23 protein-coding genes are annotated in these 20115 nt (G+C 59.1%); 20 read left to right on the forward strand and 3 right to left on the reverse strand.

The window, feature by feature from the left end; translation table 11 throughout:
• Positions 1-10 precede the first annotated feature (10 nt).
• Positions 11-928 carry a putative 2-dehydropantoate 2-reductase gene (locus tag PVZ80_RS31880; protein WP_038634690.1) on the reverse strand — a complete coding sequence of 306 codons (918 nt, stop codon included), beginning with the start codon at positions 926-928 and terminating at the stop codon, positions 11-13.
• A gap of 145 nt (positions 929-1073) precedes the next feature.
• Between PVZ80_RS31880 and PVZ80_RS31885 the strand changes: the two genes are divergently transcribed.
• On the forward strand, positions 1074-1559 hold the full coding sequence (locus PVZ80_RS31885; RefSeq protein ID WP_007931144.1) for a YajQ family cyclic di-GMP-binding protein: 486 nt from the start codon (positions 1074-1076) through the stop codon (positions 1557-1559).
• A gap of 137 nt (positions 1560-1696) precedes the next feature.
• On the forward strand, positions 1697-2536 hold the full coding sequence (locus PVZ80_RS31890; RefSeq protein ID WP_009050475.1) for a mechanosensitive ion channel family protein: 840 nt from the start codon (positions 1697-1699) through the stop codon (positions 2534-2536).
• A gap of 190 nt (positions 2537-2726) precedes the next feature.
• On the opposite strand, the gene PVZ80_RS31895 is transcribed toward PVZ80_RS31890, so the two are convergent.
• Positions 2727-4094 carry an OprD family porin gene (locus PVZ80_RS31895; RefSeq protein ID WP_101283288.1) on the reverse strand — a complete coding sequence of 456 codons (1368 nt, stop codon included), beginning with the start codon at positions 4092-4094 and terminating at the stop codon, positions 2727-2729.
• 923 nt (positions 4095-5017) lie between these two features.
• Here PVZ80_RS31895 and PVZ80_RS31900 point away from each other — a divergent pair.
• Positions 5018-5443: an HIT family protein gene (locus tag PVZ80_RS31900; protein ID WP_028683237.1), complete on the forward strand. Its 426-nt coding sequence runs from the start codon at positions 5018-5020 to the stop codon at positions 5441-5443.
• Positions 5444-5446: 3 nt separating this feature from the next.
• Complete coding sequence (locus PVZ80_RS31905) at positions 5447-5653, forward strand: SlyX family protein (RefSeq protein WP_009050472.1); 207 nt, start codon at positions 5447-5449, stop codon at positions 5651-5653.
• A 78-nt stretch (positions 5654-5731) separates the two neighbouring features.
• On the opposite strand, the gene PVZ80_RS31910 is transcribed toward PVZ80_RS31905, so the two are convergent.
• Positions 5732-6337, reverse strand: coding sequence for a cold-shock protein (locus PVZ80_RS31910; protein WP_009050471.1), 606 nt, complete (start codon positions 6335-6337; stop codon positions 5732-5734).
• 458 nt (positions 6338-6795) lie between these two features.
• Here PVZ80_RS31910 and PVZ80_RS31915 point away from each other — a divergent pair, with 458 nt between their 5' ends.
• The 16 genes from PVZ80_RS31915 (at position 6796) to queC (ending at position 19992) form a co-directional block, all read left to right on the forward strand.
• On the forward strand, positions 6796-7269 hold the full coding sequence (locus PVZ80_RS31915) for a Dps family protein (protein WP_009045289.1): 474 nt from the start codon (positions 6796-6798) through the stop codon (positions 7267-7269).
• Between the two features lie 262 nt (positions 7270-7531).
• Complete coding sequence (locus PVZ80_RS31920) at positions 7532-7753, forward strand: FmdB family zinc ribbon protein (protein WP_007931131.1); 222 nt, start codon at positions 7532-7534, stop codon at positions 7751-7753.
• A 96-nt stretch (positions 7754-7849) separates the two neighbouring features.
• Positions 7850-9625, forward strand: a complete 1776-nt coding sequence (aspS, locus tag PVZ80_RS31925) for an aspartate--tRNA ligase (protein ID WP_009050470.1) — start codon at positions 7850-7852, stop codon at positions 9623-9625.
• Positions 9626-9742: 117 nt separating this feature from the next.
• Entirely contained in the window at positions 9743-10489 is a 747-nt protein-coding gene (locus tag PVZ80_RS31930) for a YebC/PmpR family DNA-binding transcriptional regulator (RefSeq protein ID WP_273865010.1), read from the forward strand.
• A gap of 162 nt (positions 10490-10651) precedes the next feature.
• The gene (gene ruvC, locus PVZ80_RS31935) at positions 10652-11176 is read left to right on the forward strand and encodes a crossover junction endodeoxyribonuclease RuvC (protein ID WP_007931118.1); all 525 of its coding nucleotides are present in this window, start codon (positions 10652-10654) and stop codon (positions 11174-11176) included.
• Positions 11177-11290: 114 nt separating this feature from the next.
• The gene (ruvA, locus tag PVZ80_RS31940; RefSeq protein WP_009050469.1) at positions 11291-11899 is read left to right on the forward strand and encodes a Holliday junction branch migration protein RuvA; all 609 of its coding nucleotides are present in this window, start codon (positions 11291-11293) and stop codon (positions 11897-11899) included.
• Positions 11900-12958: a Holliday junction branch migration DNA helicase RuvB gene (ruvB, locus tag PVZ80_RS31945; RefSeq protein WP_009050468.1), complete on the forward strand. Its 1059-nt coding sequence runs from the start codon at positions 11900-11902 to the stop codon at positions 12956-12958.
• Positions 12959-13097: 139 nt separating this feature from the next.
• Positions 13098-13565, forward strand: coding sequence for a tol-pal system-associated acyl-CoA thioesterase (gene ybgC / locus PVZ80_RS31950; protein WP_273865011.1), 468 nt, complete (start codon positions 13098-13100; stop codon positions 13563-13565).
• Positions 13555-14250, forward strand: coding sequence for a protein TolQ (tolQ, locus tag PVZ80_RS31955; RefSeq protein WP_007931111.1), 696 nt, complete (start codon positions 13555-13557; stop codon positions 14248-14250). Before ybgC ends, tolQ begins: the two co-directional genes overlap by 11 nt.
• Positions 14251-14264: 14 nt before the next feature.
• On the forward strand, positions 14265-14717 hold the full coding sequence (gene tolR, locus PVZ80_RS31960) for a protein TolR (RefSeq protein ID WP_007931110.1): 453 nt from the start codon (positions 14265-14267) through the stop codon (positions 14715-14717).
• Positions 14717-15796 carry a cell envelope integrity protein TolA gene (gene tolA, locus PVZ80_RS31965; protein ID WP_007931108.1) on the forward strand — a complete coding sequence of 360 codons (1080 nt, stop codon included), beginning with the start codon at positions 14717-14719 and terminating at the stop codon, positions 15794-15796. The genes tolR and tolA overlap by 1 nt, the downstream gene beginning before the upstream one ends.
• A 38-nt stretch (positions 15797-15834) precedes the next feature.
• Positions 15835-17094 carry a Tol-Pal system beta propeller repeat protein TolB gene (gene tolB / locus PVZ80_RS31970; protein ID WP_007931107.1) on the forward strand — a complete coding sequence of 420 codons (1260 nt, stop codon included), beginning with the start codon at positions 15835-15837 and terminating at the stop codon, positions 17092-17094.
• Positions 17095-17146: 52 nt separating this feature from the next.
• A complete protein-coding gene (gene pal / locus PVZ80_RS31975; RefSeq protein ID WP_003178634.1) occupies positions 17147-17644 on the forward strand; it encodes a peptidoglycan-associated lipoprotein Pal in 498 nt (165 codons plus the stop codon).
• 6 nt (positions 17645-17650) lie between these two features.
• Positions 17651-18475, forward strand: a complete 825-nt coding sequence (gene ybgF, locus PVZ80_RS31980; RefSeq protein ID WP_007931106.1) for a tol-pal system protein YbgF — start codon at positions 17651-17653, stop codon at positions 18473-18475.
• A gap of 166 nt (positions 18476-18641) precedes the next feature.
• A complete protein-coding gene (gene queE, locus PVZ80_RS31985) occupies positions 18642-19289 on the forward strand; it encodes a 7-carboxy-7-deazaguanine synthase QueE (protein WP_009050465.1) in 648 nt (215 codons plus the stop codon).
• A 1-nt stretch (position 19290) separates the two neighbouring features.
• Positions 19291-19992: a 7-cyano-7-deazaguanine synthase QueC gene (gene queC, locus PVZ80_RS31990; RefSeq protein ID WP_053269774.1), complete on the forward strand. Its 702-nt coding sequence runs from the start codon at positions 19291-19293 to the stop codon at positions 19990-19992.
• Positions 19993-20115 lie beyond the last annotated feature (123 nt).

Raw genomic sequence — 20115 nt, forward strand, 5'->3', positions numbered from 1 at the left:
TAGCCGCTGCTCAGTCGCTGGGCAATCCGCGCTGTTGCAGGTGTTCCACCAATAGCCGGCGCAGGCGGCTGAGGTTGGGCAGGTGCAACTGGTGCCTGGTGGCAACGTCACAGGCATGCCCCAATAAGTAGCTGATTTCGGTCCTGCGCCGGCTGGCGACGTCCTGGTACATGGAGGAGTAGTTGGCGGCGGTCGCCTGGATCACCCGCTCCACCTCCTGCTGCAGGTTCTCGGCTGCGGCGGGCTGGCCGCAACGTTCCAGCAGTTCGCTCAACTCGACGCACAGCATCGCCACTTCGCAATGATGCTGCAGCAGACCGCCGTTGCGGCAGTCATGCAGGACCGTCAGGGGATTGATCGCGCAGTTGAGCGCCAGCTTGCGCCAGAGGCGGGTCAGGATGTCCGCGCTCCATTCATGGGGGATGCCGCTGGCGCTCAGGTCGTCGAGCCAGAAGGGCGCGGTGGGGTGGCTGGCGTCCCCCAGCCAGGTGTAGCCATGACCGGCGAACACCACGCGCCAGTCGCCGTCGCGAAAGGCGCCTTCGGTGCTCGAGGCATAAATGCAGCGGGCCTGCGGCACCTGGGCGGCCACGGCGTCCTGGCTGCCCAGGCCGTTCTGCAGCAGGATCAGTTCGGCATCGGGCGCCAGGCGCGCGACCAACTGGCTGACGGCCTGTTGCGCGTCATAGGCCTTGCAGGCCACCAGCAGGCGGGCAATGGGCTCAGGGCTATCGACGGTTTCGCCGGGAATGGCATGGAAACTGGCCTGTCCCTGTTCCACCAGCGTCAGTCCGCCCGCGGCCTGATAGGCCTGCAGGCGAGCCTGGTCGCGCAGGATCAGGCGTACCGGCAAGCCGGCCCGGGCCAGGCGTGTCGCCCAGAGGGTGCCGAGGCTGCCCGCGCCCAGAATGTGCCAGGTAGTCGACATCAGCGTGGTGCTCGGTTTGGCAGGCGCATGCGCGGCTCGCAGTGAAGGAGGGGAAAGACCCGTTATAATGAGCCCGGATTTTAACCGCAAACCGGGCGTGCTCCATCTTTATCGAGCTGCGCCCCTTTTTTATTGGAGAAATTACATGCCGTCGTTCGACGTGGTATCCGAACTGGACAAACACGAAGTCACCAACGCCGTGGAAAACGCCGTCAAGGAGTTGGACCGCCGCTATGACTTGAAGGGCAAGGGCAGTTTCGAGTTCAAGGAAAAGGAACTCACCGTCAACCTCACCGCTGAAGCTGAATTCCAGCTGGAAGCGATGATCGAGATCCTCAAGCTGGCCCTGGTCAAGCGCAAGATCGATGTGCAGTGCCTTGAGGTCAAGGACGCTTACGCTTCGGGCAAGGTGATGAAGCAGGAAGCGACCCTCAAGGAAGGCATCGACAAAGAACTGGCGAAAAAGATTGTTGCCCATATCAAGGACGCCAAGCTGAAGGTTCAGGCTGCGATCCAGGGCGAGCAGGTACGGGTGACCGGCAAGAAGCGCGACGATCTGCAGGAAGCCATCGCCGCCCTGCGCGCGAAAGAGTTCGGCATGCCGCTGCAGTTCAACAACTTCCGCGACTGATCGGATTTTTCGGGAACCTCGCGAGCTTATTGGCGTCCGAGGCCCGAGTAATGGGCGGAAACGATTGCGCCTCCATGGAACCACTCGTTTCACCCTTGTTTTTTGTATGCCCGACCGCCGGGAATCAGGAGAGATAGATGGATTTGAATGCTGAAGTGGACAACCTGGTCAAGGCTTCCCAAGCCTGGATTCCGATGATCATGGAATACGGCAGTCGGGTACTGTTGGCCGTCATCACGCTGGCCATCGGCTGGTGGCTGATCAACAGTCTGACGCAAAAAGTCGGCAAGCTACTGGCGCTGCGTAATGCCGACCAGGCCCTGCAGGGTTTTATCAGCAGCCTGGCGAACGTCATTCTCAAGGTGCTGCTGATTGTCAGCGTGGCCTCGATGATTGGTGTCGAAACCACTTCGTTCGTTGCCGCGATCGGTGCGGCGGGCCTGGCCATCGGCCTGGCCTTGCAAGGTAGCCTGGCCAACTTCGCTGGTGGTGTGCTGATCCTGCTGTTCCGTCCTTTCCGCATCGGCGACGTGATCGAAGCCCAGGGCATCAGCGGCACGGTCGACAGCATCCAGATCTTCCACACGGTGTTGCGTACCGGTGACAACAAGACAGTCATCGTGCCTAACGGCAACCTGTCCAACGGCATCATCACCAACCACAACCGCCAGCTGACCCGCAAAGTGATCTTCGATGTGGGTGTGAACTACGAGGCTGATCTGCAAAAGGCCCGTGAGGTCCTGCTGGACCTGGCCAAGGACGAGCGCGTGCTGGCCGATCCGGAGCCAGTGGCGGTGGTTTCCATGCTGGGTGACAGCGCCATCACCCTTTCCCTGCGTGTCTGGGTGAAAACCGCGGATTACTGGGACGTGATGTTCCGCTTCAACGAGTTGTCCCGTGATCGCTTGAAGGAAGCGGGTATCGATATTCCGTTTCCACAACGAGTGATTCGTGTGGTTCAGGAAGCGGCTGTTTGAGTAAGTAAGGGGGATAGGGGTTAAGAGTCTGATCGAATGGTCAGGCTTTAATGCCCTGCTCGCTGGGGAGAGTTTGAAACCTGGTTGTAACAATGAACTGTCGATAACCGGAGCTTCAGCGAGTCGCCAGCCCCAATAAAAAGGCCCATCGAATGATGGGCCTTTTTTATTACTCGCTAAGTAACCGCTATTACAAGATCGACAGTGGGTAGTCGACGATCAGGCGGAACTCTTTGATATCGCCTTCACCTTGGTCGCTGTTAGCGAAGTGCCAAGCTTGACGAACGCGGAAGGAGAGATCTTTTGCCGGGCCAGACTGAACAACGTACTTGGCTTCGAAGTTGGTCTCGTTGTGTTTGCCATCGGCACCGTACAGCGGAGCACCGGTGTCTTTATTACGGTACATGCTGTTGGCAGCCAGACCGGTGCCATCGATATCCCAGCCTTTGACATAGCGGGTCATGAAGCTCAGACCAGGAATGCCGTACTCAGCCATCTTCAGATCGTAACGGATCTGTGCGGACTTCTCGTTCGGGCCGTTGAAGTCAGAGTACTGGATGGAGTTGGCGAGGAAGATCGAGTCGCCGCCGCGGTTGGCACCGCGCCTGGAGGAATCGTGGCCACCGACACCGATGTAGTCGAACGGAGTGTCACCATTGACCTTCTGGAACGCGACGGTAATGGTGTGTGCTCTCAGGAACGAGAAAGCGGCTGCCAGGGAGAACGTGGTGTTGCTGATGTCGCCCGCCTTGGCGCTGCCGGCGTCGGTGGTACGGTAGATGTTACCGTCCAGGTTCAGCGACTGATCGCCACCCATCGGGATGGTGTAGTTCAGGTTGGCGTAGTACTGGTTCCAGATGTCTTCCAGCTTGGCGCCGTAGAGCGATGCACTCAGGTTGTCGGTGATGCCGTACTTGCCACCGAAGTAATCGATGCTGTTGGCTGCCACACCGGCGTAGTTTGCATACAAATTGCCGTTACGAGCGTTGGAGTCCTGGCTGGTGGCCGAATAGAAGTGACCAGCTTCCAGATCAAGGTTTTTGATCTCGCTGCTCTGCAGTTGGAAACCGCTGGCAGTTTGAGGAAGGATACGGGAACCGCCGACCGCAAACACGGGGGAGGTGCTTGGCTGCATGTCGCCGGCTTTCAACTCGGTTTTGGATACGCGGAATTTGACGGCCGCGCCTGCTTTGCCCTGGCTGTTATTGACGTCGCCATCGGAGTCGCGGCTCATGTTGCCGGTACCGCCAGTGCCATCGCCGCCATCCAGTTTGATCGCCAGATAACCGAATGCATCGACGCCGACGCCTACGGTACCCTGGGTGTAACCAGAGCTGAAGTTGCCCCAGATGCCCTGGGTCCAGTCTTTCTGATCGTTGCTGTGGTCTTTGTTGTCACGGTTGAAGTAATAGTTACGCAACAGTACGTCGAACTTTGCGTCTTCAACAAAGCCTTTGGCTTCAGATTGGTCACTTACAAAAGGTGCGGCCGTAGCCACTTGAGTACTGGCTGCTGCTGCAACTGCCAGTGCGATCATGCTCCACTTCATCACGCGCATCGTGATTTGCTCCTTTGGTTTTTAGAAGAGTACTGCCGCCCCACCTGTTTTGTTATCTGGGCGGCTCTTTCTTTTTGTGTCGGCGCAAACTTATATCACGCCGACAATGTTGGCGATACTTGCGTATCAGTCCTTTCAGCTTCTTTACGACCCTGTCGCAAAATGCTCGATCAATGTCGCAAATCCGCAGTCCGCATGTATCCGGACTGACAACTTCAGCGCTGTTTTCGAAGGCTTGAACCTGGAACAAAAAGAACTTTGGTCAAGCAGTCAAATCTCCATGGGGCAGCCTTGCCACTATTGTTATTAGTCTCAGGAAAGGCCGTTTTTCGATGGCTTCTCCCTGGGACAATATGGGTGTGAATGCAACAAGCGTGCACAAAACGCGAAGGCACCGATTTTTTTTCGGCGATAGCCCTTCAGGCTGTAAAAACCGCATAAAACAGTGGTTTTAAGGTCGTTTTGTTTGGGCTTGACGTTCCCTGTCCTCCTGGTGTTGCTCCCTGAAAAAAACGTATGCCATTCCAAAACGTTACCGGTTCACCCTGGTGAGTGAGTAGATGGCGGATGGTCAACGCACTGAGCGTAGACGCACTGTGAGATTTTGGTGCAAAAGTTTCTTGATGCAGCTCAGTCATCATGTGGCGTCGGGCACTGGAAGAATGCGCAGGGAAGGGGCTCTTTCGCGGTTTTCTCCTTGTTTTTTATGAGCTTCGTTCTGTCATGGTGCAGCCCGCCGGAAAATGTTCCAGGTCGGGGCGCTCTGACGTGTGGCATCTAGGATGAGTGTTGAGGCGGATCTGCGCAGCAGAGCGATGAACGCAAGAGCTTTCGCAGGTATGCTGCCGTTCTGTCGCTTGGCGGGCAGCCGGTCATGGCGTTCGCTAAGCTGAAACTTGATGAGCTGAGCGGGAGTGCGCGCGGTGTTCGCTTTAGATCCACGACTTCAACAAGACACATTGCCCATTGGGGATTTCCCCCTTTGCCGGCTGCTGTTGTCCAACGATTCCAATTACCCGTGGTTCATCCTGGTACCGCGCCGGGAAGATATCCGCGAGTTGTTTCAACTGGATGACGCGGACCAGCAGCAACTGTGGCGAGAAACCACGGCGCTGGCGGAGTTGCTTAAAGACTCGTTCGATGCGGACAAGTTGAATGTGGCGACTCTGGGTAATGTCGTCAGCCAGTTGCACATGCACGTTATCGTTCGCAAGCGCGACGACGCGGCCTGGCCTGCTCCGGTATGGGGCAAGCTGCCTGCCAAGCCCTACGACGCCGAACAGGTGGCCGTGATTCGTGAGCGGTTACGACTGGTACTGACCGATGATTTCAAGTTTCTGGAGGGCTGAGTCATGAGCCTGGAAGAACGGGTAACCGATCTGGAAAGCCGATTGGCTTTTCAGGATGACACCATTCAAGCCCTGAACGACGTGCTGGTAGGGCAGCAGCGGGTGGTCGAGCGTCTGCAGTTGCAGATGGCCGCTTTGCTCAAGCGTCAGGAGGAAATGGTGGGGCAGTTCGAGTCATTCGAAGAAGAGGCTCCGCCGCCACATTACTGAGCGCCGGACGGTCTGCCGTCCAGGCAATAAAAAACCGCGAGCAGCCTGGCTGCGTCGCGGTTTTTTTATGGGCGTGAATCAGCGGCGTGGCAGTGCCGCAATCACGTCTTCGGCTTGCAGGCCCTTGTCACGATTCATGACGGAGAACTCCACGCGCTGGCCTTCCACCAGGACGCGGTGACCTTCGCCACGGATGGCGCGGAAATGCACGAAGATGTCATCGCCGGAGTCGCGAGAGATGAAGCCGAAACCCTTCGAAGTGTTGAACCACTTGACGGTGCCGGTATCGCGATTGCTCATGTCGTAGGTTTGCGAAGTGTTAGCCGAAGGAGACGATTTGTAGAAACTGACGGCCAGGTGCAGAAGAACGGCAATCGCCGCGGTCACCAGGCTGAACAGTACAGCTGGTTGACCTGCGATAACCGGCATCGGTGCCAGCAGGGTCAAGGTCTGCAAGACCACCGCCAGCACCAGAAGCGCGCTGACCAGGTTTTGCAGTTGGTGACGCGGGCCTTTGTTCCAGTAGGGGATAACCGGAGCCAGTGTCAGGTTGAGCAGGCCGAAAAAGGCCAGGTAAAGAGCATCGGGTTGTTGCAGGAAGGGAACGGCTTCGGATCGCAGGCTAGGGATAAAGGACAGCAGCAAGGCTGCTGCGCCCGTTAGCAGGTGGACGATTTTCAACATTTTAATGAACTCACGTTAAGACGGATCACAAGGAAGAGCTGAGCGTGCACGGTTCGCTTCTGAACAATGGGAGGCGGTGAGCACGTGCGCGGGATCAGCCTATGCGCTGAAGCCGAGAAATAGGCAACAGCGACACGGCCTCTATTTAACAGCAAAGCCCAGGCCTTCTCAAATCAGGTGCTGTGGCCGGGTGGAGGCGAAAGTCCTGATTGTCCTGAGGGAATACCGGACTATCGGGCAAAGCCTTGTTCTAGAGAGCCAGCATCTAAGAAATCGGGAACGGTGGCTTCTCAGGTGGGTCACAACCGGCGTGGGCTTTCTTGTAGGTACTGGTCGCCCGCTCGGGGGGGCAATCTGTCGCACGGTCTCGGGCAATCCCGGGCTGCGGGTGCAGGGTAGTCTTGCTAGAGTGGTCCGGTACCTGACCTGTTGAATTCAATGTGCTAACGGAGATAGACATGGCAATCGATATCGGTATCAGCGCAGAAGATCGCAAATCCATCGTGGAGGGGCTCTCTCGCCTGCTTTCAGATACTTATGTGCTGTATCTGAAGACCCATAATTTCCACTGGAACGTCACGGGCCCGCAGTTCCGTACGCTGCACCTGATGTTCGAAGAGCAGTACAACGAACTGGCGCTGGCGGTGGACCTGATCGCCGAGCGTATCCGCGCCCTGGGGTTCCCGGCGCCAGGCGCCTATTCCATCTACGCGCGTCTTTCTTCGATCAAGGAAGAAGAGGGCGTACCAAGCGCCGATGAGATGATCAAGCAACTGGTGGCGGGGCAGGAAGCGGTGACCCGCACTGCGCGTGGCATTTTCCCGATCATCGACAAGGTCAGCGACGAACCCACCGCGGACCTGTTGACCCAGCGGATGCAGGTGCATGAGAAAACCGCGTGGATGCTGCGCTCGCTGTTGAGCGAGCAATAATCCCGCAGACCGAATGGCGCCGTTATCGGCGCCATTTGCTTTTATGGGGCATGACTTGTCGTCCGATCATGGCGGTTCGCCCTCAGGCCCGATGGCTGGGGTATGGCAGCGGAGTGCTGGCTTCGTTTCGGCGGGCGGTGGTCTATCGGTGCCGTCATACGGCTGCACAGGGCCGATTTAATGGATATAATCCCGCCCTTTGCTATATAACCCGGGCCTCGGCACGGGTTAAGCCAGACGTTAAGTACGCCGAGACGCTCTCATGCCCATGTACGACTACCAATGTGCTTCCTGTGGTCATCAGCTGGAAGCCATTCAAAAGATCAGCGCGCCTGCGTTGGTCGATTGCCCTGCCTGCCAGGCGCCCGAGCTGAAAAAAATGCTGTCCATGCCAGGTTTCCGCCTCAGCGGTTCGGGCTGGTATGAGACCGACTTCAAGACCGGCGCCAAGAAGAACCTGGCCGGTGGCGACAAAGCTGATTAAGTTGAACGACACGCGCGAGCTCTTGCATTATCCGGTACCCCGAGGTGCGCAAGGCCTCCCATCGAATTTCGAATTACGAGAAGTGAAACCACTACCATGATGCGCAGCCATTATTGCGGCCAACTGAACGAAAGCCTGGAAGGTCAGGAAGTTACCCTTTGCGGATGGGTCCACCGTCGTCGCGACCATGGCGGGGTGATCTTCCTCGATATCCGTGATCGTGAAGGTCTGGCCCAGGTGGTGTTCGACCCGGACCGCGCTGAAACCTTCGCCGCCGCCGACCGTGTGCGCAGCGAATACGTGGTCAAGATCACCGGCAAGGTGCGCCTGCGTCCAGCCGGTGCCGGCAACGCCAACATGGCTTCGGGCATGATCGAAGTCCTGGGCTACCAGCTGGAAGTGCTGAACGAAGCGGAAACCCCGCCGTTCCCACTCAACGAATACTCCGACGTGGGCGAAGAAACCCGCCTGCGCTATCGTTTCATCGACCTGCGCCGTCCGGAAATGGCCGAGAAGCTGCGTCTGCGCTCGCGCATGACCACCAGCATCCGTCGCTACCTGGACGAGAACGGTTTCCTCGACGTCGAAACCCCGATCCTGACCCGTGCCACCCCTGAAGGCGCGCGTGACTATCTGGTGCCGAGCCGTACCCACGCTGGCAGCTTCTTCGCTCTGCCGCAGTCGCCACAGCTGTTCAAGCAACTGCTGATGGTCGCCGGCTTCGACCGCTACTACCAGATCGCCAAATGCTTCCGCGACGAAGACCTGCGTGCCGACCGTCAGCCTGAGTTCACGCAGATCGACATCGAAACCAGCTTCCTCGATGAAAAAGACATCATGGGCCTGACCGAAGGCATGATCCGCAACCTGTTCAAGGAAGTGCTGGATCTGGAATTCGGCGAGTTCCCGCACATGACCTTTGAAGAGGCCATGCGTCGCTACGGTTCCGACAAGCCGGACCTGCGTATCCCGCTGGAGCTGGTGGATGTTGCCGACCAGCTCAAGGAAGTCGAATTCAAGGTGTTCAGCGGCCCGGCCAACGATCCGAAATGCCGTATCGCCGCCTTGCGCGTTCCTGGCGGGGCGAGCATGCCGCGCAAGCAGATCGACGATTACACCAAGTTCGTCGGCATCTACGGCGCGAAGGGCCTGGCCTACATCAAGGTCAACGAACGCGCCAATGGTGTTGACGGTCTGCAGTCTCCAATCGTCAAGAACATCCCGGAAGCCAACCTGAACGTGATCCTCGATCGCGTGGGTGCGGTCGACGGCGACATCGTGTTCTTCGGCGCCGACAAGGCCAAGATCGTCAGCGAGGCCCTGGGCGCGCTGCGGATCAAGCTCGGTCACGACCTGAACCTGCTGACCTGCGAATGGGCTCCGCTGTGGGTCGTCGACTTCCCGATGTTCGAAGAGAACGACGACGGCAGCTTCACCGCGCTGCACCACCCGTTCACCGCGCCGAAGTGTTCGCCGGAAGAATTGGAAGCCAACCCGGCGACCGCACTGTCCCGTGCCTACGACATGGTGCTCAACGGCACCGAACTGGGCGGCGGTTCGATCCGTATCCACCGCAAGGAAATGCAACAGGCGGTCTTCCGTCTGCTGGGCATCGATGAAGCGGAACAGGAAGAGAAATTCGGCTTCCTGCTGGACGCCCTGAAGTACGGCGCACCGCCGCACGGCGGCCTGGCGTTCGGTCTGGACCGTCTGGTGATGCTGATGACCGGCGCCCAGTCGATCCGTGAAGTGATTGCCTTCCCGAAAACCCAGAGCGCTGCTTGCGTGATGACCCAGGCTCCTGGCCTGGTCGACGCCAAGGCGCTGCGCGAGCTGCACATCCGCCTGCGCGAACAGCCAAAGGCTGAGTAAGGCCGACCTGAAGGCGCATCTGCGGATGCGCCTTTTTCTATTGGGTCGAGATATTTGTTGCCCGCCCGCCGTTACAGGCGTTGCGGGCATTGTTTCAAAGAGAATTTGGAGCGCGTTATGGCAGGTCATTCCAAGTGGGCGAACATCAAGCACCGCAAAGAGCGTCAGGATGCCAAGAGAGGCAAGATTTTCACCAAGTGGATCCGTGAGCTGACGGTCGCCGCTCGCCAGGGCGGTGGCGAACCCGGTTCCAACCCGCGTTTGCGTCTGGCCCTGGACAAGGCCCTGGGCGCCAACATGAGCCGCGAGATCATCGATCGCGCCATTGCCCGTGGCGCTGGTGCGACCGAGGCCGACAATGTCGAAGAGCTGACCTATGAGGGGTATGGCCCGGGCGGCGTGGCGGTGATGGTCGAATGCATGACCGACAACCGCAACCGTACTGCAGCGGCCGTGCGCCATGCGTTCAGCAAATGTGGCGGCAACCTGGGTACCGACGGTTCGGTGGCGTATCTGTTCGAGCGCAAGGGGCAGATCAGCTTTGCACCGGGCGTCGATGAGGACGCACTGACCGATGCGGCGTTGGAAGCCGACGCCGATGACGTGGTTGTTCACGAAGACGGCTCGATCGATGTGTTTACCTCGTTCACTGGCTTCTATGCGGTACGCAACGCACTCGAAGAGGCCGGTTTCAAGGGCGACGACGCGGAAATCGTCATGCAGCCGACCACCAGCGCCGAGCTGGACCTGGAAGGCGCCGAGAAGATCCTCAAGCTGATCGACATGCTCGAAGACCTGGACGATGTGCAGAACGTCTACTCCAACGCGGATATTCCCCAGTCGGTGGCCGAGCAACTCGGCTGATGCTGATAGCACGATAAAAGATCGCAGCCTTCGGCGGTTTCCCCCCTTTACACACAGGGTTACGCTGTACCTGTAGGGGAGCTGTCGAAGGCTGCGATTTTTTGTTTCTCCAGCTTCTCCCAGCGTTACCTTAGGCAACCGAATTTTCTCTTTGCAGGCGTTATGACTCTTATTCTTGGTATCGACCCGGGTTCGCGCATCACCGGTTACGGCGTGGTACGTGATACCGGGCGTGGCTGCGTGTACGTGGCTTCGGGCTGTATTCGCACGGGCGCCGGCGAGCTGCATGAGCGGCTGCAAATCGTCTATCGCGGGGTTCGTGAGGTCATTCAGACCTACGGTCCGGTGACCATGGGCATTGAAAAGGTGTTCATGGCGCGTAACGCCGACTCGGCCCTGAAACTGGGCCAGGCCCGTGGCGCGGCGATTGTGGCGGGGGCCGAGGAAAGCCTGGAAATCGCCGAATACACCGCCACTCAGGTCAAGCAGGCCGTGGCGGGCACCGGCGGGGCCAACAAGGAACAGGTGCAAATGATGGTCATGCACTTGCTCAAGTTGACCAGCAAGCCGCAGATCGACGCTTCGGACGCCCTGGCGATTGCCATCTGTCATGCCCACACCCGTTCCAGCCTGCTGCCCCACGGCCTGGGTACCGCACGCAGTCGTGGCGGCCGCCTGCGTCTCTGATAGCATCTGCGCAAACATTTGATGAGTGGAGCATCCCGCGCCTGTCTGCCCGGCCCGGATCTTCGCTCTGTGACCCGCCGGCCCCTGTTCTGGCCTGAGCTAAGGATCTGAAACGTGATTGGACGCTTGCGCGGCACCCTGGCTGAAAAACAGCCGCCGCACCTGATTCTCGATGTAAACGGTCTGGGTTACGAGGTGGAAGTCCCCATGACCACCCTGTACCGCCTGCCGTCGGTCGGTGAACCGCTCACCCTGCACACCCATTTGGTCGTGCGTGAAGATGCCCAGTTACTCTATGGCTTTGCCAGCAAGCGCGAGCGGGACTTCTTTCGCGAACTGATTCGCCTCAATGGCGTAGGGCCGAAACTGGCGCTGGCGCTGATGTCCAGCCTGGAGGTCGACGAACTGGTGCGTTGCGTGCAAGCACAGGACACCTCGGCGCTGACCAAGGTGCCGGGGGTCGGTAAAAAGACCGCGGAGCGTCTGCTGGTCGAGCTCAAGGACCGCTTCAAGGCCTGGGAAACCGTGCCGAGCATGTTTGCCCTGGTGCCGAACCAGCCGGATGCGCCGATGCCGGTGGCCAGTGCCGAGACCGATGCGGTCAGTGCCTTGATCTCCCTGGGCTACAAGCCGCAGGAAGCCAGCAAGGCGGTTTCCGCGATCAAGGAAAAAGGCCTGAGCAGTGAAGACATGATTCGCCGCGCCCTGAAGGGAATGATTTAAGTGATAGAAGCAGATCGTCTGATCGCCGCCACGGGCCCCCGTGAGCGCGAGGAAGTCCAGGACCGTGCGATTCGCCCCGTCAGCCTGGCCGAATACATCGGCCAGCCGACGGTGCGCGAGCAAATGGAGCTGTTCATCCAGGCTGCCCGCGGGCGCAACGAGTCGCTGGACCACACCCTGATCTTCGGCCCGCCGGGGCTGGGCAAGACCACGCTGGCCAACATCATTGCCCAGGAAATGGGGGTGTCGATCAAGAGCACCTCGGGCCCGGTGCTGGAGCGCCCCGGGGACCTGGCGGCGCTGCTGACCAATCTCGAACCGAACGACGTACTGTTTATCGATGAGATCCATCGTCTGTCGCCGATCGTCGAGGAAGTGCTGTACCCGGCCATGGAAGATTTCCAGCTGGACATCATGATCGGCGAAGGGCCAGCGGCCCGTTCGATCAAGCTCGACCTGCCGCCGTTCACCCTGGTGGGGGCGACGACTCGCGCGGGCATGTTGACCAACCCGCTGCGCGATCGCTTCGGCATTGTCCAGCGCCTGGAGTTCTATAGCACCGCGGACCTGGCGACCATTGTCGGGCGTTCCGCCGGCATTCTCGGCTTGCCGCTGGACCCGGACGGCGCCTTCGAAATCGCCCGGCGCGCCCGCGGCACGCCGCGTATCGCCAACCGTTTGTTGCGTCGGGTGCGGGACTTTGCCGAGGTTCGTGCCAAGGGCCACATCACCAAGCCCATCGCCGATCTGGCGTTGAACCTGCTGGATGTCGACGAGCGTGGCTTCGACCACCAGGACCGGCGCCTGTTGTTGACCATGATCGAGAAGTTCGACGGCGGGCCGGTGGGGGTCGACAGCCTGGCGGCCGCGATCAGCGAAGAGCGGCACACCATCGAGGACGTACTCGAGCCCTATCTGATCCAGCAGGGCTATATCATGCGTACGCCGCGGGGCCGTGTGGTGACCCGGCATGCCTATCTGCACTTCGGTCTTAACATCCCGTCACGATTGGGCGAGATGCCCGTGGTAGACGAATTCCTCGATGCCGTGGACGATTAATAACCGCTTGGGCAGCGATTTATTCGCAGCCTGTGTGGTCCTAGGGGGCTGGCATTGCCGTTATTTCGCCAGAAAGGCGTTCGAGAATGAAAAACAGTTGCCTGGCCGGATTGGCAACCTGAGGAGTAAGCACTAGAGTATGCGCGCGCAAAACGGGCTTGGGTCGTTCGCACATCGTTGTCGCGTTTATTACGAAGACACCGATGCCGGCGGCATCGTGTATTACGTTAATTACCTTAAGTTTATGGAACGGGCTCGAACCGAGCGGCTACGAGATCTGGGCTTTGCCCAATCGCAGCTGGCAGGGGAGAACCTGTTGTTCGTCGTGCATTCCAGCGAAGCGCGCTACCACGCGCCGGCGCGACTGGACGACGAGCTTCTGGTAAGTGCAGAAGTCATCGAATTGAACCGGGCCAGCCTGCGCTTCAAACAGCAGGTCAGGCGAGCCACGGATAATGCACTGCTCTGCGAAGGGCAGTTTCTGGTGGCCTGTGTGCGCACCGACAATTTGAAACCCCGGGCCATTCCCGAAGCTCTACGTACGGCCTTTGCCGACGTGAGCGGCGCGGGTACACACTCAGAGCAGGAGATAAAGCGTGGAAGCTAACGTCGTCGACCATTCCTCCATGTGGAGCTTGGTCAGCAATGCCAGCATCGTTGTGCAGTTGGTAATGCTGACCCTGGTAGCCGCATCGGTGACCTCATGGATCATGATCTTTCAGCGCAGCAACCTGCTGCGCGCCGGTCGACGCGCCCTGGAGAGCTTCGAAGAGCGCTTCTGGTCGGGCATCGACCTGTCCAAGCTGTACCGTCAGGCGGGCAGCAACCCGGACCCTGATTCCGGTGTGGAGCAGATCTTCCGTGCCGGTTTCAAAGAGTTCTCGCGCCTGCGCCAGCAATCGGGCGTTGATCCCGAGGCGGTCATGGAAGGTGTCGCTCGTGCCATGCGTGTCGCCATCTCCCGCGAAGAAGAGAAACTCGAGCAGAGCCTGCCGTTCCTCGCCACTGTCGGCTCGGTCAGTCCGTACATCGGTCTGTTCGGTACCGTCTGGGGGATCATGAACTCCTTCCGCGGCCTGGCCAGCGCCCAGCAGGCGACCCTGGCGACCGTAGCACCGGGTATCGCCGAAGCCCTGATCGCCACCGCGATCGGCCTGTTTGCCGCGATCCCGGCCGTTATCGCCTACAACCGTTTTGCGGCCCGTGGCGAGACCCTGATCAGCCGTTACTACACCTTCGCCGACGAGTTCCAGGCGATCCTGCACCGTAAAGTGCACACCAGCGAAGAGTGAGCAGGTAAATCCCCATGGCCCGAGTTCGCCACAAACGCAAGCCGGTTGCCGAGATGAACGTGGTGCCCTACATCGACGTGATGTTGGTACTGCTGGTTATCTTCATGGTGACCGCGCCGATGCTCAATCAGGGCGTGAAAGTCGATCTGCCCAAGGTTTCCAGCGAAGCCTTGCCGCAGGACAACAACACCCAGGTCCTGACCATTTCGATCAAGGCTGACAAGACCTACTACTGGAACCTTGGCAGTGAAGTCGACACCGACAAGCAGATGGACAAGGCCATGACCTTGCCGCAGATGACCGACGCCGTGACCAAGATCATTCGCGCCGGCAATGAAGGCGGCAAGCATACCCAGGTGTTCATTCGCGGCGACAAGTCCGTTGACTACGGTGCCGTCATGGGCGCCATGGGCGGGCTGCAGAAGGCCGGCGTCGGTAACGTTGGCCTGATTACCGAGGCGCCCTGATGCAGCAACAGCGAGAGCCGTCCGCCTCGGAAAGCTACTTCTGGCCTAGCGTGTGGGCAATTGCCCTGCACGTTCTGGTGTTCGGCATGCTGTTCGTCAGTTTTGCCATGACGCCGGAGTTGCCGCCGTCCAAGCCGATCGTCCAGGCGACCCTGTATCAGCTGAAATCGAAAAGTCAGGCGACCACCCAGACCAATCAGAAGATTGCGGGAGAGGCGAAGAAATCCGCCGCGCGCCAGACCGAAGTCGAGCAGATGGAGCAGAAAAAGGTCGAGCAGGAAGCGGTCAAGGCTGCGGAACAAAAGAAAGAAGAGGCTGCTCAAAAAGCCGAGGAAGCGAAAAAGGCCGACGAAGCCAAGAAAGCGGATGAGGCGAAGAAGGCTGATGAAGCCAAGAAAGCCGACGACGCGAAGAAGGCTGCGGAAGCGAAAAAGGCTGAAGAGAAACAATTGGCTGATATAGCCAAAAAGAAAGCCGAAGAAGAAGCCAAGAAAGCCGCCGAAGAAGAGGCCAAGAAAAAGGCCGCTGAAGAGGCGAAGAAAAAGATAGTCGAAGACGCGAAGAAGAAAGCCGCGGAAGACGCCAAGAAGAAAGCTGAAGCAGACGAGGCGAAGAAGAAGGTCGCCGAGGACGCGAAGAAGAAAGCCGCCGCCGACGCAGCCAAGAAAAAGGCTCAGGAAGCAGCGCGTAAATCCGCCGAAGATAAAAAGGCCCAGGCCCTGGCTGATTTGCTTTCCGACACGCCGCAGCGTCAGCAGGCCTTGGCGGACGAGCAGGGCGACGAAGTCGCGGGCAGTTTCGACGATCTGATTCGTGCTCGTGCGGCGGAAGGCTGGGCTCGTCCTCCTTCGGCGCGCAACAACATGACTGTCGTGCTGCAAATCGGCATGTTGCCGGATGGTACGGTGACTTCCGTGTCGGTGGCCAAGTCCAGCGGCGATGGTCCGTTCGATGCCTCGGCGGTAGCTGCGGTCAAGAACATTGGACGTTTGACAGAAATGCAGGGAATGAAGCCGAGCGATTTCGCTCCGTATCGTTCATTCAAGATGACATTCACACCTGAGGATCTAGCCTTGTGAGAAACCTTCTTCGAGGATTGCTTGTCGTTATTTGCTGTATGGCAGGGATAGCGACAGCGGATGAAAAGAACATTCTGGTCACCAGTGGCAGTGACCGGGCCACGCCCATCGCCGTAGTGCCGTTCGGTTGGCAAGGGGGCAGCGTGCTGCCCGACGACATGGCTGAAATCATCGGCAACGACCTGCGCAACTCGGGTTACTACTCGCCGATTCCAAAGCAGAACATGATCAGCCTGCCGACCCAGGCCAGCGAAGTCATCTACCGTGACTGGAAGGCCCTGGGCGCCCAGTACATCATGGTCGGCAGCATTGTCCCGGCGGGCGGTCGCCTGCAGGTGCAATACGCCCTGTTCAACGTCGCCACCGAACAGCAAGTGCTGACCGGTAGCGTCTCGGGCAGCGTCGACCAGCTGCGCGACATGGCTCACTACATCTCCGACCAGTCGTTCGAGAAGCTCACCGGTATCAAGGGCGCCTTCTCGACTCGCATGCTGTATGTCACGGCAGAGCGTTTCTCCGAGAAGAACACGCGCTACACCCTGCAACGCTCCGACTATGACGGCGCGCGTGCGGTGACCCTGCTGCAATCCCGTGAGCCGATCCTGTCGCCGCGCTTCGCGCCGGACGGCAAGCGCATTGCCTATGTGTCGTTCGAACAGAAGCGTCCGCGCATCTTCGTTCAGCACATCGACACTGGCCGTCGCGAGCAGATCACCAACTTCGAAGGCCTGAACGGCGCGCCTGCCTGGTCGCCGGACGGCCAGCGCCTGGCGTTCGTGCTGTCCAAGGACGGCAACCCGGACATCTATGTGATGAACCTGGGGTCGCGTCAGATCTCGCGTGTGACCGCAGGTCCTGGCATCAACACCGAACCGTTCTGGGGCAAGGATGGTTCGACCATCTACTTCACCTCGGACCGTGGCGGCAAACCACAGATCTACAAGACCAGCGCCGGTGGTGGCGGTGCGGAACGGGTGACTTTCGTGGGCAACTACAACGCCAACCCGAAACTGTCCGCGGATGAAAAAACCCTGGTCATGATTCACCGGCAGGACGGCTTCACAAACTTCAAGGTAGCTGCCCAGGATTTGCAGCGTGGCAACGTAAAAATCCTTACCGACAGCACACTTGATGAGTCGCCTACTGTTGCGCCCAACGGCACCATGGTAATCTACGCCACCCGCCAGCAGGGCCGGGGAGTCTTGATGCTCGTGTCCATTAATGGACGCGTGAGGCTCCCGCTTCCTACCGCTCAAGGCGAAGTCAGAGAACCGTCCTGGTCCCCTTACCTGAACTGACGCGGCGCTTTACGTTTTACTTAACACACTGGGGTTCATTAGGAGTTTCACGATGGAAATGCTGAAGTTTGGTAAGTTTGCTGCGCTGGCTCTGGCCATGGCTGTAGCTGTAGGTTGCTCCTCCAAAGGCGGCGACAACGCTGGTGAAGGCGCTGTTGATCCAAACGCTGGTTACGGCGCTAACACCGGTGCAGTTGACGGCTCCCTGAGCGAAGAAGCCGCTCTGCGCGCAATCACCACCTTCTACTTCGAATACGACAGCTCGGACCTGAAGCCAGAAGCCATGCGCGCTCTGGACGTTCACGCCAAGGACCTGAAAGCAAACGGCGCTCGCGTTGTTCTGGAAGGCAACACCGACGAACGTGGTACTCGTGAGTACAACATGGCTCTGGGCGAGCGTCGTGCGAAAGCCGTTCAGCGCTACCTGGTGCTGCAAGGCGTTTCCCCAGCTCAGCTGGAACTGGTTTCCTACGGCGAAGAGCGTCCAGTTGCTACCGGCAACGACGAGCAGTCCTGGGCTCAAAACCGTCGCGTCGAACTGCGTAAGTAATTCGTCATGCGAACGTGCCGTCGTGCTCTAACTGTCTTGGCTCTCAGCCTCGCGCCGCTTTCGGTGTGGGCTGCGGTTCCTGTGGTCGATAACAACTCGGGCTATAACAATAGCGGAGGCAGTTATCCGCCAGCGGGTTATGGTACGAACGGCGCCTATGCCGGGGGAGGGGTTTCGACCCCTGTCTCGGCACAGGGCGAGCTGTTCCAGCAACTGCAGCAAATGCAGGATCAAATCGCACGGCAACAAGGTGTGATTGAAGTACTGCAAAACGATATTGCGCGCATGAAGCAGGAAAGCCTGGAGCGTTACCAGGATCTTGATCGGCGCATTGGAGCGGGCGGTGCACCTGCCGCGACCCCTGATAATTCTTCTGCCGGTGGTGATGCAAGTGCCGCCGGTGCCGCTGCCGGGGCTGCCTCGCAAGCTCCAGCGGCAAGTAGTGAACCGGGCGATCCGGCGAAGGAAAAGCTGTATTACGAGGCAGCCTTCGACCTGATCAAGGCCAAGGACTTCGACAAGGCCAGCCAGGCTTTCGCCGCGTTCCTGCGTAAATACCCGAATAGCCAGTACGCGGGTAATGCCCAGTACTGGTTGGGCGAAGTGAACCTGGCCAAAGGCGACCTGCAAGGGGCCGGCCAAGCATTCGCCAAGGTATCCCAGCTGTATCCGAAGCATGCCAAGGTGCCGGACTCGCTGTACAAGCTGGCTGACGTAGAGCGCCGCCTGGGTCACACTGACAAGGTCAAGGGCATTCTGCAGCAGGTGGTGGCCCAATATCCGGGTACTTCCGCCGCCCAGCTGGCTCAGCGCGATCTGCAACGCATGTAATCGAGTTTGAGCTGTTTGGAAGAAACCCGCGCTTGCCGCGGGTTTTTTCGTTAGAATCCATGCCCTTTTTATGAAACACGCTTCCTGGGATTACCGTGTTTGCGGGATTCCTCGAGGTGCCTGACGGAGGCGGACAGCCTGTTTAGCTGTTACGCCCGTGGCGACTATGCAAGACACATTGAGAATTACCGAAGTTTTTTACTCGTTGCAGGGTGAAACTCGGACTGCCGGCCTGCCCACGGTATTTGTGCGCCTGACCGGTTGTCCGCTGCGTTGCCAGTACTGCGACAGTGCCTATGCCTTCAGCGGCGGCACCATCCGCACCCTCGAGAGCATTCTCGAGCAGGTCGCCGGTTTCCGCCCGCGTTACGTCTGTGTGACCGGGGGCGAGCCTCTGGCGCAACCTAACGCCATTCCCCTGCTCAAGCAGCTGTGTGATGCCGGTTACGAAGTCTCGCTGGAAACCAGCGGAGCCCTGGATATTTCCGCGGTCGATCCGCGGGTCAGTCGAGTGCTCGACCTGAAGACGCCGGGATCGGAAGAGGTCCAGCGCAATCGTTATGAAAACATCGAGCTGCTGACGCCGAACGACCAGGTCAAGTTTGTCATCTGTTCCCGTGAGGACTACGACTGGGCGGTTTCCAAGCTGATCCAGTATGGTCTGGAGCGGCGGGCGGGCGAGGTGCTGTTCTCGCCGAGCCATCACGACCTGAATGCGCGCGATCTGGCCGACTGGATCGTCGCGGATAACCTGCCGGTGCGCCTGCAATTGCAGCTGCATAAATATCTTTGGAATGACGAGCCGGGGCGCTGATATGACTGATCAAGCACAGAACCAAGTGGCCGCTGAAAAGCGTGCGGTAATCCTGCTGTCCGGCGGTCTGGATTCGGCCACCGTGGTGGCCATGGCCCGTGCCGAAGGTTACCGCTGCTACACCATGAGCTTCGATTACGGCCAGCGTCATCGCGCCGAGTTGCAGGCGGCCGAGCGTGTCGCTCGCGACCTGGGCGTGGTCGAGCACAAGGTGATCGGCCTCAACCTCAACGGTATCGGCGGCTCCGCGCTGACCGACAGCTCCATCGATGTGCCCGAGGCTCCGAGCGAAGGGATCCCCGTCACCTACGTGCCGGCACGTAACACCGTGTTCCTGTCCCTGGCACTGGGCTGGGCGGAAGTGTTGGGCGCGCGGGACATCTTCATTGGTGTCAACGCCGTGGACTATTCGGGGTACCCGGATTGCCGTCCGGAGTTCGTCGAGGCCTTCGAGCGCATGGCCAACCTGGCGACCAAGGCCGGGGTAGAGGGGCAGGGATTCCGTATCCAGGCACCACTGCAGAACCTGAGCAAGGCCGATATCGTCAAGGCAGGCGTCAAGCTCGGGGTTGATTACGGCCTGACCGTGTCCTGCTACCAGGCCGATGATCAAGGGCGTGCCTGCGGCAAGTGCGACAGCTGCCGTCTGCGTGCAGAAGGTTTTGCCGCGGCCGGTGTCAGCGACCCAACAGCTTATTTTTGATTTTTTTCATATTGGGTGTTGAATTCTTTTTATAAATCAGTATTATACGCGCCACCACACAGCGGGTCGTTAGCTCAGTTGGTAGAGCAGTTGGCTTTTAACCAATTGGTCGTAGGTTCGAAT

The organism is Pseudomonas sp. B3G-3, assembly GCF_028640915.1.
GTDB lineage: Bacteria > Pseudomonadota > Gammaproteobacteria > Pseudomonadales > Pseudomonadaceae > Aquipseudomonas > Aquipseudomonas chlororaphis_I.